Here is a 14,091-nt window from a genome sequence, read left to right on the forward strand (position 1 = left end):
ACTTTGCGCCGATGATAGTGCTGCAACCAGTGTGAAAGTAGGTTATCGTCAGGCTTGTTATTCGCAGTAAGAGAAAAACCCGTCAAGCAATTGGCGGGTTTTTTTTCGTCTGGCGGTTGGATGCGCCGCTGGTGCTGTCGGCTTACGCTGCGCTAAGCCGACCTACGCCGACCTACGCCGATCCGCCGACCGACGGTCAGTGTGTGGGGGACTGCCCCCGGCTGTTCAGCAGACGAAAAAAAAAGCAGCGCTGCGCGCTGCCTTTGTCATTTATCAAACCCATTAAAAGTGATAAGCGACTTTGACGTTCATGTAATTGACGCCGCTATTCGGTTTCTTGTAACCGCCGTTCGAGAAATGCTGGATCTTCGCAGCGACTTCCCATTTGTTATTGAAGATATAGCCGACGCCGATATGGTCGCCGAACTGGAAGTGGGTCGACAGGCGGTTATCGTCGTTGTCGTACAGCTTGGACAGCATGTGTACGCCAATGCCGCCTTCCGCATAGAAGCCCAGCTTATTTGTATTTTCAAAGCGGAACACAGGGGTAAAGCCCAGGTCCCACAGTTTTTGATGCTGTCCAGGGACGTTGCGATAGCTCTTGCCATCCCAGCCGCCGATGCTGGCATCCCAGTAACCGCTCAGCTGCGTGCCATTCGATACAAACCAGGCCTTATCCCAGTTCGAGGTCACGCCGGCGCGTACCATTTGTACCTTCACGCCCTTGGCATATTCGCCGTAGACGGAGTCGATCAGCTTGTCGTCGGCGGCAAAGCCGGCGTTGGCCGCCATCAGCGCGGCAACGGCGGCGATGGATTTGAGGAGATTCTTCTTGAAGAACATAGAGGCTTTCATCGTAAAATTGGCCGATAGGCTATTGTCTTGTCTGCGCAGGCAGCTTTTTTGCATGCCGCTCTCGCCACTTGTTGATTTCAGGGGTTCAATTGACATTCTCTACAAAAATCGCATTTCTCGGTATCGGTCTGATGGGGGATCCGATGGTCCGCTGCCTGCTACGCGCTGGATATTCTGTCACAATTTGGAATCGCACGCACAGCAAGGCCCAAGTCCTGCGTGCGGCAGGGGCGCAGCCGGCCGTATCCGTGCCTGAGGCGGTCAATGGCGCGGACGTGGTCATCTCGATGCTGGAAGCCGGTCCCATCGTGGCGCAGCTACTGCAAGAGGCGCTGCCGGTCCTGCCCGCTGGCGCGATCTGGATCGATATGAGTTCTACCAAGCAATCGGAAGCCCGGCAATTTCATGCCACTTTGCATGCCGCAGGCCATGGCTTCATCGATGCGCCCGTGTCGGGTGGCGTCGGCGGGGCACAGGCGGGTACTCTGGCCATCATGGCAGGCGCCAGCGCCGGCGATTACGCGCGCGTGGAAACTATCCTGGCGGCGATGGGGCGCCCGACCCTGGTGGGGCCACCCGGCAGTGGCCAAGTTGCCAAGCTGTGCAATCAGCTGATCGTCGGCGCGACCCTGAATATCGTGGCGGAAGCCTTGCTGCTGGCCCAGGCGGCTGGCGCGGATGCGGCCGCCGTACGGGCAGCCATCCGCGGTGGTTTTGCGGAGAGCAAGATTCTGGAGGTGCATGGCCAGCGTATGCTGGAGCGCAATTTTGTTGCGGGCGGGCAGGTGAAAAGTCAGATCAAGGATATGCACAACATCCTCGCGGCAGCGGAAGCGGCGCACGTCACCTTGCCGGTGACGCAACTGGTGACGCAGCGCTATGATACCCTCGCCATGAGCCACCCGACGGCAGACCACGCGGCTGCCTTGTTGGCCCTGGAAGCGTTGAATCCGGGCCAGCGCTTGGGCACCGGTCCGGATAAGTTGAGCTGAATCAAGCGACGGGCAGGCTCGCTTCGGCCAGCTTGACCCAGAAACTGGCGCCGATCGGCAGCAGATTGTCGTTGAAGTCGTAGCTGCCATTGTGCAAGACGCACGGCCCCAGGCCGTGGCCGCCGTCGCGGTGCTCGCCATCGCCATTGCCGATAAAGATGTAGCAGCCGGCTTTTTCTTGTAGGAAAAACGCGAAATCTTCCGCGCCCATGGTCGGTTCGACATTCGCGTTGACCTTGTCGGCGCCCACCACGCTTTTCATCACGTCGACGGCAAACGCCGTTTCTTTCGCATGGTTGACCAGCGGCGGATAGTTGCGCTTGAAGTGGAAATCGACTTCCGCGCCAAAAGCGGCGGCCGTGTGCACGGCGATGTCGCGCATGCGCGCTTCGATCAGGTCCAGCACGGGCGTGGTGAAGGTACGCACGGTGCCGACCAGACTGGCATCGTCGGGAATCACATTGGTGGCGCTGCCCGCATGGATTTGCGTGATCGACAGCACGGCCGTGTCGAGCGGGCTCTTGTTGCGCGTGATGACGGTTTGCCAGCTTTGCGCGATCTGCACGGCCACCATCACGGGATCGATGCCCTTGTGGGGCTGGGCCGCGTGGGCGCCCTTGCCCTTGACGGTGACGTGGAATTCATTGCTCGACGCCATCATCGGCCCTTCCACCACGCTCAGGGTGCCCGTTTCCGCGCCTGGCCAGTTGTGCATGCCGTAGATGGCATCCATGGGAAAGCGGGTGAACAAGCCGTCTGCTATCATTTCGCGCGCGCCTGCGCCGCCTTCTTCGGCCGGCTGGAAGACGAGGTAGACCGTGCCATCGAAGTTGCGGTGTTGCGCCAGGTAATGGGCCGCACCGAGCAGCATGGCCGTATGGCCGTCGTGGCCGCAGGCGTGCATCTTGCCCGGGTGGCGCGAGGCATGCTCGAAGGTATTCATTTCCTGCATGGGCAAGGCATCCATGTCGGCGCGCAGGCCGATGGCACGCTTGGAGCTGCCATGCTGGATGATGCCGACCACGCCAGTGCGGCCCAGGCCGCGTACCACGGGAATGCCCCACTCCGTCAGTTTGGCGGCGACGACGTCCGAGGTGCGCTGTTCTTCGTAGCACAGCTCGGGGTGCGCATGCAGGTCGCGGCGGATACCTTGCAGTTCGGATTGAAACGCCAAGATCGGATCAACTAGTTTCATGGGACTCTCCTGTGGATGCTGGCACGCAGCAATGTATGGCGCGCCGGACCGCGCTTGTTTGATCAAAAACAGGCGCGGCTAATAGTGCATTGTAGCCCTTGTTTGCCGGGTAAATCCAGCGCACGGACGTGCTTGCCACGGCGCCAACAGCAAGCGCGCGGAATGGTTTACAGTATCGCCTTCCCCCAACGTTTTTGGATTGCCCGATGACCACCACCCAAGTGCGCGCCGCCTGCCCGCTCGATTGCCCCGATACCTGCGCCTTGCTGGTCACCGTGACCGATGGCGTGGCCACCGCCGTCAAGGGCGATCCTGACCACCCGACCACGGCTGGCGTGCTGTGCACGAAGGTATCGCGCTTCACGGAGCGCACCTATCATGCGGACCGGCTGCTGCATCCGCTGCGCCGCGTGGGCAAGAAGGGGGAAGGCAAGTTCGAACGCATCAGCTGGGAAGAGGCATTGCAGACCATCGCGGCCCGCTTGAAGCCGATCGCCGCGCGCGATCCGCAGGCGATCTTGCCGTACAGCTACTGCGGCACCATGGGCCTGGTGCAGGGCGAATCGATGTCCTCGCGTTTCTTCAACCAGCTGGGCGCTTCCCTGCTGGACCGCACCATCTGCGCCTCGGCCGGCGCCACGGGCTACCGCTATACGGTGGGCGCCAGCATCGGCACGGACCTGGAGCAGTTCCAGAACGCCAAATTGATCATCATCTGGGGCGGCAACCCCATCGCCTCGAACCTGCACTTCTGGATGCGGGCGCAGGAAGCCAAGCGCCATGGCGCCACCCTGATCGCCATCGACCCGTACCGCTCGCTGACGGCTGAAAAATGCCACCAGCATATCGCCTTGCTGCCGGGCACCGATGCGGCCCTGGCGCTGGGCTTGATGCATGTTTTGATCACCGAAGACCTGGTCGACCATGATTACATCGAACGCTACACGGTCGGCTACGATGCCTTGAAACAGCGCGCTTTGGAATGGCCGCCCGAGCGCGTGGCCGAGGTGTGCGGCATCACGGCCACGGAAGTGGTGGAACTGGCGCGCCTGTACGGCCAGGCGTGCCGCTCTGGCGAGGGTGCCGCCATCCGCACCAACTACGGCGTGCAACGCGTGCATGGCGGCGGCATGGCCGTGCGCAATATCGCCTGCCTGCCGGCCCTGACGGGCGCCTGGCGCCATCCGGCCGGCGGCATGCAACTGTCGAGCTCGGGTTCCTTCCCCGTCAACCGCAAGGCCCTGCAGCGCCCTGATTTGTTGAAAGGCACGCCGCGTACCATCAACATGAGCACCATCGGCGATGATTTATTAAAAGAAAGCTCGCCCGAATTTGGCCCGCAAGTGGAAGCCGTGATCGTCTACAACTCGAATCCGCTGGCGGTGGCGCCCGATTCCTCGAAAGTGGCGCAGGGTTTTGCCCGCGAAGACCTTTTTACGGTCGTGCTCGAACACTTCCAGACCGATACCGTCGATTACGCGGACATCGTGTTGCCCGCCACCACGCAGCTGGAACACGTCGATGCGCATTCCACCTACGGCCATCTGTACATGATGGCGAACAACGCGGCCGTGGCGCCGCTGGGCGAAGCGAAGGCGAATACGGAAATCTTCCGCCTGCTGGCCCAATACATGGGTTTTGATGATCCATGCTTCCAGGAAAGCGACGATGCGCTGGCGGCCAAGGCCTTCGATGCGACGGATGCCCGTGCCGTGCATTTCGACTGGGAATCGCTGAAACGCAGGGGCTGGCAAAAGCTGGCCATGCCCGAGGCGCCATTTGCCGAAGGTGGTTTCCCCACGCCATCGGGCAAGTGCGAATTTTATTCCAGCGCCATGGCGCAGGCGGGACTCGATCCCTTGCCCACGTATATCGCGCCGCACGAATCGCAAGCCAGCAATCCCGCGCTGGCGGCGCGCTTCCCGCTGGCCATGATTTCCCCGCCAGCGCGCAATTTCCTCAATTCCACCTTTGTGAACGTGAAAAGCCTGCGCGCGGCCGAAGGCGAGCCGCACCTCGACATCCATCCCGACGACTGCGCCGCGCGTGGCATCGCGGCCGGCGACATGGTGCGCATCTTCAATGACCGTGGCAGTTTTGTCGCCAAGGCCAGGGTCACGGACAAGGCGAGAAAAGGCCTGGTGGTGGGCTTGTCCGTGTGGTGGAAGAAACTCGCCAGCGATGGCAAGAACGCCAATGAAGTGACGAGCCAGCGCCTGACGGACATGGGCCGCGCGCCGACGTTTTACGATACGCTGGTCGAAGTGGAAAAGGCTGCCTGACATGGCGCGCTGGCCGGCCCGCCTGCTTGTCGGCATGCTGTGCCTGCCGCTGGGCGGCTGCACGCAGCTGCGCTACTACACGCAGGCGGCGCAGGGGCAATATGCGCTGTGGTCCGGCGCGCGCCCCATCGGTGACTGGCTCGATGATCCGGCCACCGAACCGCGCCTGAAAGTGCGCCTGGCCAAGGCGCAGCAGATCCGCCGCTTTGCCGTCAGCGAACTGGATTTACCGGACAATGGCAGCTACAAGAACTACGCGTCCCTGCGGCGCCCGTTCGTGCTGTGGAACGTGGTGGCCACGCCGGAATTGTCGCTGCAGCCGCTGCAATGGTGTTTTCCCATCGCCGGCTGCGTCAATTACCGCGGCTATTACAGCAAGGACGAGGCGCTAGCGTATGCCGACGAGTTGCGCGCCCTGCATTACGACGTGCAGGTGGGCGGCGTGCCCGCGTATTCCACCCTGGGCTGGTTCGACGATCCCTTGCTGTCGACCTTTATCAACTACAACGATGCGGAACTGGCGCGCCTGATTTTCCATGAACTGGCGCACCAGGTGGTGTACGTGCCCGGCGATTCGGCCTTCAACGAGTCGTTCGCCAGCGCCGTGGAAGAGGCGGGCGTGCAGCGCTGGCTGGCGCGCGAGGGCAATGACGCCATGCGCGCGTCGTACGCGCAGTATGCGGCGCGGCGCCAGGATTTTCTGGCCTTGCTGCTGACATACCGGGGCAAACTGGAAGCCGTGTATGCGAGCGAGGCCGGCGCTGCGGAGAAGCGCGCGCGCAAGGCGCAGGTGTTTGCGGCATTGCAAGACGCGTATCAGGTGCTCAAGCAAAACTGGGGCGGTTTTGCCGGTTACGACCGCTGGTTCGAGCAGCCATTGAGCAATGCGCACCTGGCTTCCGTGTCTACCTACAATGAATTTTTGCCTGCCTTCAAAAAATTGCTGGAAGAAAAAAAGAACTTTCGTGCTTTTTATGCTGCGGTGCACACAATGGCCCAGCTCAAGAAGCCTGAGCGCAGGCATGCGCTGGAACAATTGTCCAGCCCCTGACCCGTAAAGATTGTCCCGTATGCCGAGGCAAGCGATTCGGTAACAGCGTATTTATCATGCTGCAATGCAGCATAAAAAGGCCCTAGAGTTGCCGCTCGAATACTGTTGAAAGCGCTTGCATGGAAGCGCGGCGCCCGATAGCATCGCATTAGTAGCATAGAGCAATTGCTCGTCAGAATGCTCAAACTGACTGCAGGACGACAGAATCCGCAGCGATGATCCGCGCCGGCAGGGTGCGCCGGCTCCCCCACGATTATTCGAGACAAGAGGCACAGGATGGACAAAATTTGGCTGAAGTCGTACCCTCCCGGCGTCCCCGCCGACATCGATCCTGATCAATATCGTTCGCTGGTGCATTTGCTGGAAGAAGCGTTTCAAAAATATGCGGACCGCAATGCCTATGTCTGCATGGACAAGTTTCTCACCTATGCCGAACTCGATACCTATTCGCGTCAGCTGGGTGCCTGGCTGCAAAGCCGCGGCCTGAAGAAGGGGGCGCGTGTCGCCCTGATGATGCCGAACGTGCTGCAGTATCCGGTCGCGATCGCCGCCGTGCTGCGCGCCGGCTACACGGTGGTCAACGTCAACCCTTTGTATACGCCGCGCGAACTCGAGCACCAGCTGAACGATTCGGGCAGCGAAGCCATCATCGTGCTGGAAAACTTTGCCCATACGCTCGAGCAAGTGCTGAGCAAGACGGCCGTCAAGCACATCGTCGTCGCCAGCATGGGGGAGATGCTGGGCGGCTTGAAGGGCATGATCGTCAATTTTGTCGTGCGCAACGTCAAGAAGATGGTGCCCGCGTATTCCTTGCCGAACGCCATGCGCTTCAAGCAGGCGCTGGAGCTGGGCAGCCGCATGAAGCTCACGCCCGTCGAGCTGAGCATCAACGACGCCGCTTTCCTGCAATACACGGGCGGCACCACGGGCGTGTCGAAAGGCGCGACCTTAAGCCACCGCAATGTGATCGCCAATGTGCTGCAGAGCGAAGCGTGGTCGGGCGCGGCGCTCGACCAGAACAGCAAGGAACAGATGATCGTCGTCTGCGCCTTGCCGCTGTATCACATCTTTGCGCTGACGGCCTGCGCCATGTGGGGCACGCGCGTGGGCGCCCTGAATATCCTGATCCCGAATCCGCGCGATATCCCGGGCCTGATCAAGGAATTGGGCAAATACAAGTTCAACCTGCTGCCGGCGGTCAATACGCTGTATAACGCGCTGGTCAATCATCCCGACTTCGCCAAGCTCGATTTCTCGGGCTTGAAGATCGCCAATGGCGGCGGCATGGCGGTACAGCAAGCCGTCAACGACAAGTGGCTGCAGGTGACGGGCGTGTCCATCATCGAAGGCTATGGCTTATCGGAAACGTCGCCCGTCGCCACCTGCAACCGTGCCGACAGCACGGCGTTTTCCGGCACCATCGGCTTGCCCGTGCCATCGACCGATATCGCCATCCTCGACGATGACGGCAAGGAAGTGCCGCTGGGCCAGACGGGCGAGATCGCCATCCGTGGCCCGCAAGTGATGAGCGGCTACTGGAACCGTCCCGATGAGACGGCCAAGGTCATGACGCCGGACGGCTACTTCAAATCGGGCGACGTGGGCATCATGGATGAGCGCGGCTACGTGAAGATCGTGGACCGCAAGAAAGACATGATCCTCGTCTCCGGCTTCAACGTGTATCCGAATGAAGTCGAGGCCGTCATTGCGGCCCATCCAGGCGTGCTCGAGTGCGCGTGCGTGGGCGTGCCGGACGAACACTCGGGCGAGGCCGTGAAAGTGTTTGTTGTGCGCAAGGATCCGAACCTGACCCAGGAAGTGCTGGCCGCGTACTGCAAGGAGCAGTTCACCGGCTACAAGCGGCCGAAATACATCGAATTCCGCGATGAATTGCCGAAGACCAACGTCGGCAAGATTTTGCGCCGCGCCTTGCGCGACGAGAAAAAGATAGCAGCATAAACAATGTGGATGCGCCAGGGGGCGCATCCCTTTTACAGATAAAGATGAGGCGAGATGGACAAGATTTGGTTGAAGTCGTACCCGGACAGCGTTCCCGCAGAGATTGATTGCACGCAATACCGTTCCGTCACGCATTTGCTGGAAGAGTCGTTCCAGAAATACGCGGACCGTAACGCTTTCGTGTGCATGGATAAATTCCTTACCTATCGCGAGCTCGACCAGCTGTCGCAGCAGATGGGCGCCTGGCTGCAAAGCAAGGGCCTGCAACGGGGTGCACGCGTGGCGATCATGCTGCCGAACGTGCTGCAATATCCGGTGGCCATGGCGGCGATCCTGCGCGCCGGCTATACGGTGGTGAACGTCAATCCGCTGTACACGCCGCGCGAACTGCAGCACCAGCTGATCGATTCGGGCAGCGAAGCGATCATCGTGCTGGAAAACTTCGCCACCACGGTCGAGCAGGTGCTGCCGCATACCCAGGTCAAGCACGTGATCGTGGCCACCATGGGCGACTTGCTGGGCGGCTTGAAGGGGACCATCGTCAACTTCGTCGTGCGCAAGATCAAGAAAATGGTGCCCGCGTTCTCCTTGCCGAACGCCATCAGCTTCAACAAGGTGCTGGCCGAGGGTGCCCGCTTGACCTTGACGCCGGTGCAGCAGGGGCATGACGATATCGTCTTCCTGCAATACACGGGCGGCACGACGGGCGTGTCGAAAGGCGCGATGTTGTTGCACCGTAACGTGATCGCCAACGTGCTGCAGAACGAGGCGTGGATGTCGCCCGTGATGACGCCTGAAATGCGTGCCACCTCGATGGGCTTCATGTGCGCCTTGCCCCTGTATCACATCTATTCGCTGACGGTCAGCGCCCTGATGGGCATGCGTCTGGGTGGCATGAGCGTGCTGATTCCGAATCCGCGCGACATCCCCGGCTTCGTCAAGGAATTGAGCAAGCACAAGATCGTCGTCTTCCCGGCCGTCAATACCTTGTATAACGCGCTGCTGAACAATGCCGACTTCGCCAAGCTCGATTTTTCCAGCTACAAGGTGTGCAATGGCGGCGGCATGGCCCTGCAGCGCAACGTGGCCGAACGCTGGCTGAAACTGACGGGTTGCCCGCTGATCGAAGGCTATGGCATGTCGGAAACATCACCCGTGGTGACGGGCAACCGCGTCGATATCACGGAATTCACGGGCACCATCGGCTTGCCTTTCCCGTCGACGGAAGTGGCGATTCTCAACGACGACGGCGTGGAAGTGCCGCTGGGCGAGCCGGGCGAAATCGCCGTGCGCGGCCCGCAAGTGATGGCGGGATATTGGCAGCGTCCGGACGAGACGGCCAAGTCGATGACGGCCGACGGCTACTTCAAGACGGGCGACGTGGGCGTCATGGACGAGCGCGGCTATGTAAAAATCGTAGACCGCAAGAAAGACATGATCATCGTCTCCGGCTTCAATGTGTATCCGAACGAGGTGGAAGACGTGGTCGCGTCGTGCCCTGGCGTGCTCGAATGCGCATGCATCGGCGTGCCGGACGCCAACGCGGGCGAAGCCGTGAAAGTGTTTGTCGTGCGCAAGGACCCGAACCTGACGGTGGAACAGATCCGCGAGCATTGCAAGCATGAATTGACGGCCTACAAGAAACCAAAATACATCGAGTTCCGCGATGAATTGCCGAAGACCAATGTCGGCAAGATCTTGCGCCGTCAATTGCGCGACGAAAAGAAGGTTGCCTAGGCTTTAACTTTGCAAGCCCGCCTTGCCGTCCCGGACGGTAAAGCTGGCCAGTGTCGCGATGGCAGAAGTGCTGTCGCGCACATTCTCCAGGCCCTGGAACAGGGTCGTCGTTTTCTCCGGCGTGATTTCCAGCAACATATAGCCGCGCTTGTCGCTGCGTCCGTAACGGATGTGCGGGTTCATCGCCACGTACTGGTCCGTGCGCGCCTGCGGGCGGGAGCTGGACGTGATCGAGGTGCCGCAAAACTCGGTCGCCAGCACGGGATTGGCCTTGCTGCTGGGGCGCGTGGCATTGCGGCTCAGTTCGGTCGCATAAAAGGTGTGCACGTCGCCCGACAACACCAGCGGATTGCTGGCCTGGCTGCTGCGCAAGGCGTCGAGCAGATGCTGGCGCGCCATCGGGTAGCCATCCCAGCCATCGGTCCAGACGCGTTCGTCACCGGGCCGCAGGATGGGCACCTGGCTCGATTGCGCCATCAGGGTTTGCTGGGCCAGGATATTCCAGCGCGCGGGAGATGCATCGAGACCGGTTTGCAGCCAGCGCTGCTGTTCTTCGCCCAGCATGGTGCGGTCGGGCTTGCGCAAGTCGGGGCAGTTGCGCGTGGTGACGGAATTCGAGCCGCCGCGGCCCGGTCTGGCGCAGGCGTGGTAGGCGCGGTATTGGCGGTCGTCCAGCACGTGGAAGCGTGCCAGGCGGCCCCAGTCGTAGCGTTGGTAGATGCGCATGTCGACAAAGCCCCTTCTGCCCAGCGGCAGCAGGCGCAGCGGCATGTGCTCATAAAACGCCTGGTAGGCGGCCGCGCGGCGCTGCAGGAACGTGGGTGTCAGTAGTTCGTCGCGGTCATTGCCGTAATCGTTGGCCACTTCATGGTCGTCCCAGGTGACGATCCACGGTGCGGCCAGGTGCGCGCCCTGCAAGTCGCGGTCGCTCTTGTATTGCGCATAGCGGGCGCGGTACTCGTCCAGCGTAAAACTTTCATGCGTGCGCACGGCCCGGCTCGGGTGCTGCAGCTGATACGGCCCCCATTCGTAGATGTAGTCGCCCAGGAAGGCCACCAGGTCGGGCGCAGCCGCGGCAATGTGGCGGTGCGCCGCATACGCGCCGAATTCCCAGTGCTGGCACGAGGCGACGGCCAGTTTCAGCGAGGCAGGCATGGAGCCGGGCTCGGGCGCCGTGCGCGTGCGGCCCACGGGGCTGACGGCGTCGCCCAGCATGAAGCGGTACCAGTACCAGCGCCCGGGCGCCAGGCCGCCTGCGTCGACGTGCACGCTGTGGGCGAGGGCGGGCGTCGCCGTCGCTTGCCCCTTGGCGGCGATGCGCCGGAAAGCCTCGTCTTCGGCCACTTCCCAGCGCACGTTCAGGGCGATGGCGGGCGTGGCGGCTGCGTGCAGCGGGTCGTAGCAGATACGCGTCCACAGCACGACCGCGTCCGGCAGGGGCGAACCGGAAGCGACGCCGAGCGCAAACGGATAACCCGTGCCGTTCAGGCGCGTAGCGGCGCCGGCACTGGAACCTGACAGCAGGCTGCCGGCCGCGGCCAGCGCCGTGATGCGCGCAGCGCTTAGCAAGAAGATGCGGCGCTGGCTATCCATGGTGTGGAATGATTACGACAATCAGGACGCCAATAAGGTCTCGATCGGCGGCACCTTGCGCGGCTTGCGGTCGGAGTCCGTCGCCACGTAGATCAGGGTCGCTTCCGTGACTTTCACGATGCATGCCTGCAGCCGGTTGCGCTCGGCATACACTTCCACGTTGACGGTGATCGACGTATTGCCCACCTTGACGATGTCGGCGTAGAAGGAGAGCAGATCGCCGACGAAGACGGGGTTTTTGAAGACGAAGGAATTGACGGCGATGGTGGCGACACGGCCGTTGGCGCGCCGCGTGGCCGGCAGGGAACCGGCGATATCGACTTGCGCCATGATCCAGCCGCCGAAGACGTCGCCGTACACATTGGCGTCGGACGGCGCGGGCATCATGCGCAGTTCCGGCATTTTTCCGGCGGGCAGGCCGGCGGCGAGGCAGTTGTCGGGGCGGGCGGGGGAGGTGCTCATCTTTTATTCTCATGAAAGGCTACAATTGCTGCGATTGAACCATAAAAAGCCGACCTTCGCCATGCGCCGTTCCCAGACTCCCCCTCCGCCCCGCTCGCCAGCTTCCGCCAGCCACAGCGATTTCGCCACCATCAAGACCTTGCTGCCGTACCTGTGGGTCTACAAATGGCGGGTATTGCTGGCGCTGCTATGCCTGGTCGGCGCCAAGCTGGCCAACGTGGGCGTGCCCCTGATCCTGAAAAAACTCGTCGACGCCATGACGATCACGGCGGCGCACCCGCAAGCGCTGCTCGTGCTGCCCGTGGGCTTGCTGGTGGCGTACGGTTTGCTGCGCCTGTCGACCACCTTGTTTACGGAATTGCGTGAATTCCTGTTTGCCCGCGTCACGCAGCGGGCCGTGCGCACCATCGCGCTGCAAGTGTTCCGCCACCTGCATGCCTTGTCCCTGCGCTTCCACCTGAACCGCCAGACGGGCGGCATGACGCGCGATATCGAACGGGGCACGCGCAGCGTCGGTTCGCTCATTTCCTACACCCTGTTCAACATCCTGCCGACCCTGGTGGAAATCACCCTCGTGCTCGGTTATCTGGTCTTGCATTACGACATCTGGTTCACCGTGATCACGGCGGTGGCGCTGGTGTCGTACATCGCGTTTACCGTGCTGGTGACGAACTGGCGCACGCATTTCCGCCGCACCATGAACGACCTCGACTCGAAGGCGAATACCAAGGCCATCGATTCGTTGATCAACTATGAAACCGTGAAATATTTCGGCAACGAGGATTACGAAGCGAAGCGCTACGACGAGGGCTTGCAGCGCTACGAATCGGCGGCCGTGAAATCGCAGACTTCCCTGTCCTTGCTCAATACGGGCCAGTCGCTGATCATCGCCACGGCCGTTACCTTGATTTTGTGGCGCGCCACGGTGGGCGTGATCGCCGGCACGATGACTCTGGGCGACCTGGTGCTGGTCAACGCCTTCATGATCCAGCTGTACATTCCCCTCAATTTCCTGGGCGTCATTTACCGCGAAATCAAGCAAAGCCTGGCCGACATGGAGCGACTGTTTTCCCTGCTGAACGAGAACCGCGAAATCGCCGATACACCGGACGCCAAGCCGCTCGTCACGCGGGGCGCGGCCGTGCGTTTCGCGCATGTGGATTTCAGCTATGAAGCCAAGCGGCAAATCCTGTTCGACGTGGATTTCCAGATCCCCGCCGGCACCACGACGGCCGTGGTGGGTCACAGCGGCTCGGGCAAGTCGACCTTGTCGCGCTTGCTGTTCCGCTTCTATGAAGTCGATGGCGGCGGCATCACCATCGATGGTCAGGACTTGCGCAATATCACGCAGGATTCCCTGCGCGCGGCCATCGGCATCGTGCCGCAGGATACGGTGCTGTTCAACGACAGCATCGAATACAACATCGCCTACGGCAAGCCGGGCGCCAGCAAGGAGGCCATCGTGGCGGCGGCCAAAGCCGCATCGATCCATGATTTTATTGAAAGCTTGCCAGATGGTTATAACTCCATGGTGGGCGAGCGGGGTTTAAAACTGTCGGGCGGCGAAAAGCAGCGCGTGGCGATTGCCCGCACCTTGCTGAAAGACCCGGCCATCCTGATCTTCGATGAAGCCACTTCGGCACTCGACTCGAAGGCCGAGCAGGCGATCCAGTCGCAGCTGAAGGAGATTGCCAAAAACCGCACCACCCTGGTGATTGCGCACCGTTTGTCGACGGTGGCAGACGCCCAGCAAATCCTCGTGCTCGACCATGGCCGCATCGTCGAGCGGGGCACGCATCCGCAATTGCTGGCGGCGGATGGCCTGTATGCGCAGATGTGGCAACGCCAGCAGGCGAATCGGGACGATGAGGCGGAAGAGGACGCGTTGGCGGGGCTGGCGCCGGCAAAATAAATCGGCAAAGGGGAATCAGTAGGAAAAATGCTACAGCCGCGCCGATTCAGGCG

Annotated in this window: 10 protein-coding genes; 6 read left to right on the top strand and 4 right to left on the bottom strand. The window is 61.5% G+C overall.

What is annotated here, in order from left to right:
• Positions 1-282 precede the first annotated feature (282 nt).
• The gene (locus tag AC0V2Y_RS10880) at positions 283-855 is read right to left on the bottom strand and encodes an acyloxyacyl hydrolase (protein ID WP_230539252.1); all 573 of its coding nucleotides are present in this window, start codon (positions 853-855) and stop codon (positions 283-285) included.
• Between the two features lie 89 nt (positions 856-944).
• Between AC0V2Y_RS10880 and AC0V2Y_RS10885 the strand changes: the two genes are divergently transcribed.
• The gene (locus AC0V2Y_RS10885) at positions 945-1,847 is read left to right on the top strand and encodes an NAD(P)-dependent oxidoreductase (protein WP_475414212.1); all 903 of its coding nucleotides are present in this window, start codon (positions 945-947) and stop codon (positions 1,845-1,847) included.
• A 1-nt stretch (position 1,848) separates the two neighbouring features.
• On the opposite strand, the gene AC0V2Y_RS10890 is transcribed toward AC0V2Y_RS10885, so the two are convergent.
• On the bottom strand, positions 1,849-3,042 hold the full coding sequence (locus tag AC0V2Y_RS10890) for a M20 aminoacylase family protein (RefSeq protein ID WP_475414211.1): 1,194 nt from the start codon (positions 3,040-3,042) through the stop codon (positions 1,849-1,851).
• Between the two features lie 206 nt (positions 3,043-3,248).
• Between AC0V2Y_RS10890 and AC0V2Y_RS10895 the strand changes: the two genes are divergently transcribed.
• The 4 genes from AC0V2Y_RS10895 (at position 3,249) to AC0V2Y_RS10910 (ending at position 10,071) form a co-directional block, all read left to right on the top strand.
• The gene (locus tag AC0V2Y_RS10895) at positions 3,249-5,324 is read left to right on the top strand and encodes a molybdopterin-containing oxidoreductase family protein (RefSeq protein WP_475414210.1); all 2,076 of its coding nucleotides are present in this window, start codon (positions 3,249-3,251) and stop codon (positions 5,322-5,324) included.
• Position 5,325: 1 nt separating this feature from the next.
• Positions 5,326-6,375: an aminopeptidase gene (locus AC0V2Y_RS10900; protein WP_475414209.1), complete on the top strand. Its 1,050-nt coding sequence runs from the start codon at positions 5,326-5,328 to the stop codon at positions 6,373-6,375.
• A gap of 276 nt (positions 6,376-6,651) precedes the next feature.
• The gene (locus tag AC0V2Y_RS10905) at positions 6,652-8,334 is read left to right on the top strand and encodes a long-chain-fatty-acid--CoA ligase (RefSeq protein ID WP_475414208.1); all 1,683 of its coding nucleotides are present in this window, start codon (positions 6,652-6,654) and stop codon (positions 8,332-8,334) included.
• A 54-nt stretch (positions 8,335-8,388) separates the two neighbouring features.
• The gene (locus tag AC0V2Y_RS10910; protein ID WP_475414207.1) at positions 8,389-10,071 is read left to right on the top strand and encodes a long-chain-fatty-acid--CoA ligase; all 1,683 of its coding nucleotides are present in this window, start codon (positions 8,389-8,391) and stop codon (positions 10,069-10,071) included.
• 3 nt (positions 10,072-10,074) lie between these two features.
• On the opposite strand, the gene AC0V2Y_RS10915 is transcribed toward AC0V2Y_RS10910, so the two are convergent.
• Positions 10,075-11,664, bottom strand: coding sequence for an alkaline phosphatase D family protein (locus AC0V2Y_RS10915; protein ID WP_475414206.1), 1,590 nt, complete (start codon positions 11,662-11,664; stop codon positions 10,075-10,077).
• A 21-nt stretch (positions 11,665-11,685) separates the two neighbouring features.
• Positions 11,686-12,126: an acyl-CoA thioesterase gene (locus tag AC0V2Y_RS10920; RefSeq protein WP_475414205.1), complete on the bottom strand. Its 441-nt coding sequence runs from the start codon at positions 12,124-12,126 to the stop codon at positions 11,686-11,688.
• Between the two features lie 61 nt (positions 12,127-12,187).
• Between AC0V2Y_RS10920 and AC0V2Y_RS10925 the strand changes: the two genes are divergently transcribed.
• On the top strand, positions 12,188-14,038 hold the full coding sequence (locus AC0V2Y_RS10925) for an ABCB family ABC transporter ATP-binding protein/permease (RefSeq protein WP_475414204.1): 1,851 nt from the start codon (positions 12,188-12,190) through the stop codon (positions 14,036-14,038).
• Positions 14,039-14,091 lie beyond the last annotated feature (53 nt).

It is taken from the genome of Janthinobacterium sp. BHSEK (assembly GCF_056174685.1).

Coding starts and splice junctions, on each gene's coding strand:
- AC0V2Y_RS10895 (WP_475414210.1), top strand. CDS start 3,249: ATGACCACCACCCAAGTGCGCGCCGCCTGCCCGCTCGATTGCCCCGAT.
- AC0V2Y_RS10925 (WP_475414204.1), top strand. CDS start 12,188: ATGCGCCGTTCCCAGACTCCCCCTCCGCCCCGCTCGCCAGCTTCCGCC.
- AC0V2Y_RS10900 (WP_475414209.1), top strand. CDS start 5,326: ATGGCGCGCTGGCCGGCCCGCCTGCTTGTCGGCATGCTGTGCCTGCCG.
- AC0V2Y_RS10920 (WP_475414205.1), bottom strand. CDS start 12,126: ATGAGCACCTCCCCCGCCCGCCCCGACAACTGCCTCGCCGCCGGCCTG.
- AC0V2Y_RS10880 (WP_230539252.1), bottom strand. CDS start 855: ATGAAAGCCTCTATGTTCTTCAAGAAGAATCTCCTCAAATCCATCGCC.
- AC0V2Y_RS10905 (WP_475414208.1), top strand. CDS start 6,652: ATGGACAAAATTTGGCTGAAGTCGTACCCTCCCGGCGTCCCCGCCGAC.
- AC0V2Y_RS10915 (WP_475414206.1), bottom strand. CDS start 11,664: ATGGATAGCCAGCGCCGCATCTTCTTGCTAAGCGCTGCGCGCATCACG.
- AC0V2Y_RS10890 (WP_475414211.1), bottom strand. CDS start 3,042: ATGAAACTAGTTGATCCGATCTTGGCGTTTCAATCCGAACTGCAAGGT.
- AC0V2Y_RS10910 (WP_475414207.1), top strand. CDS start 8,389: ATGGACAAGATTTGGTTGAAGTCGTACCCGGACAGCGTTCCCGCAGAG.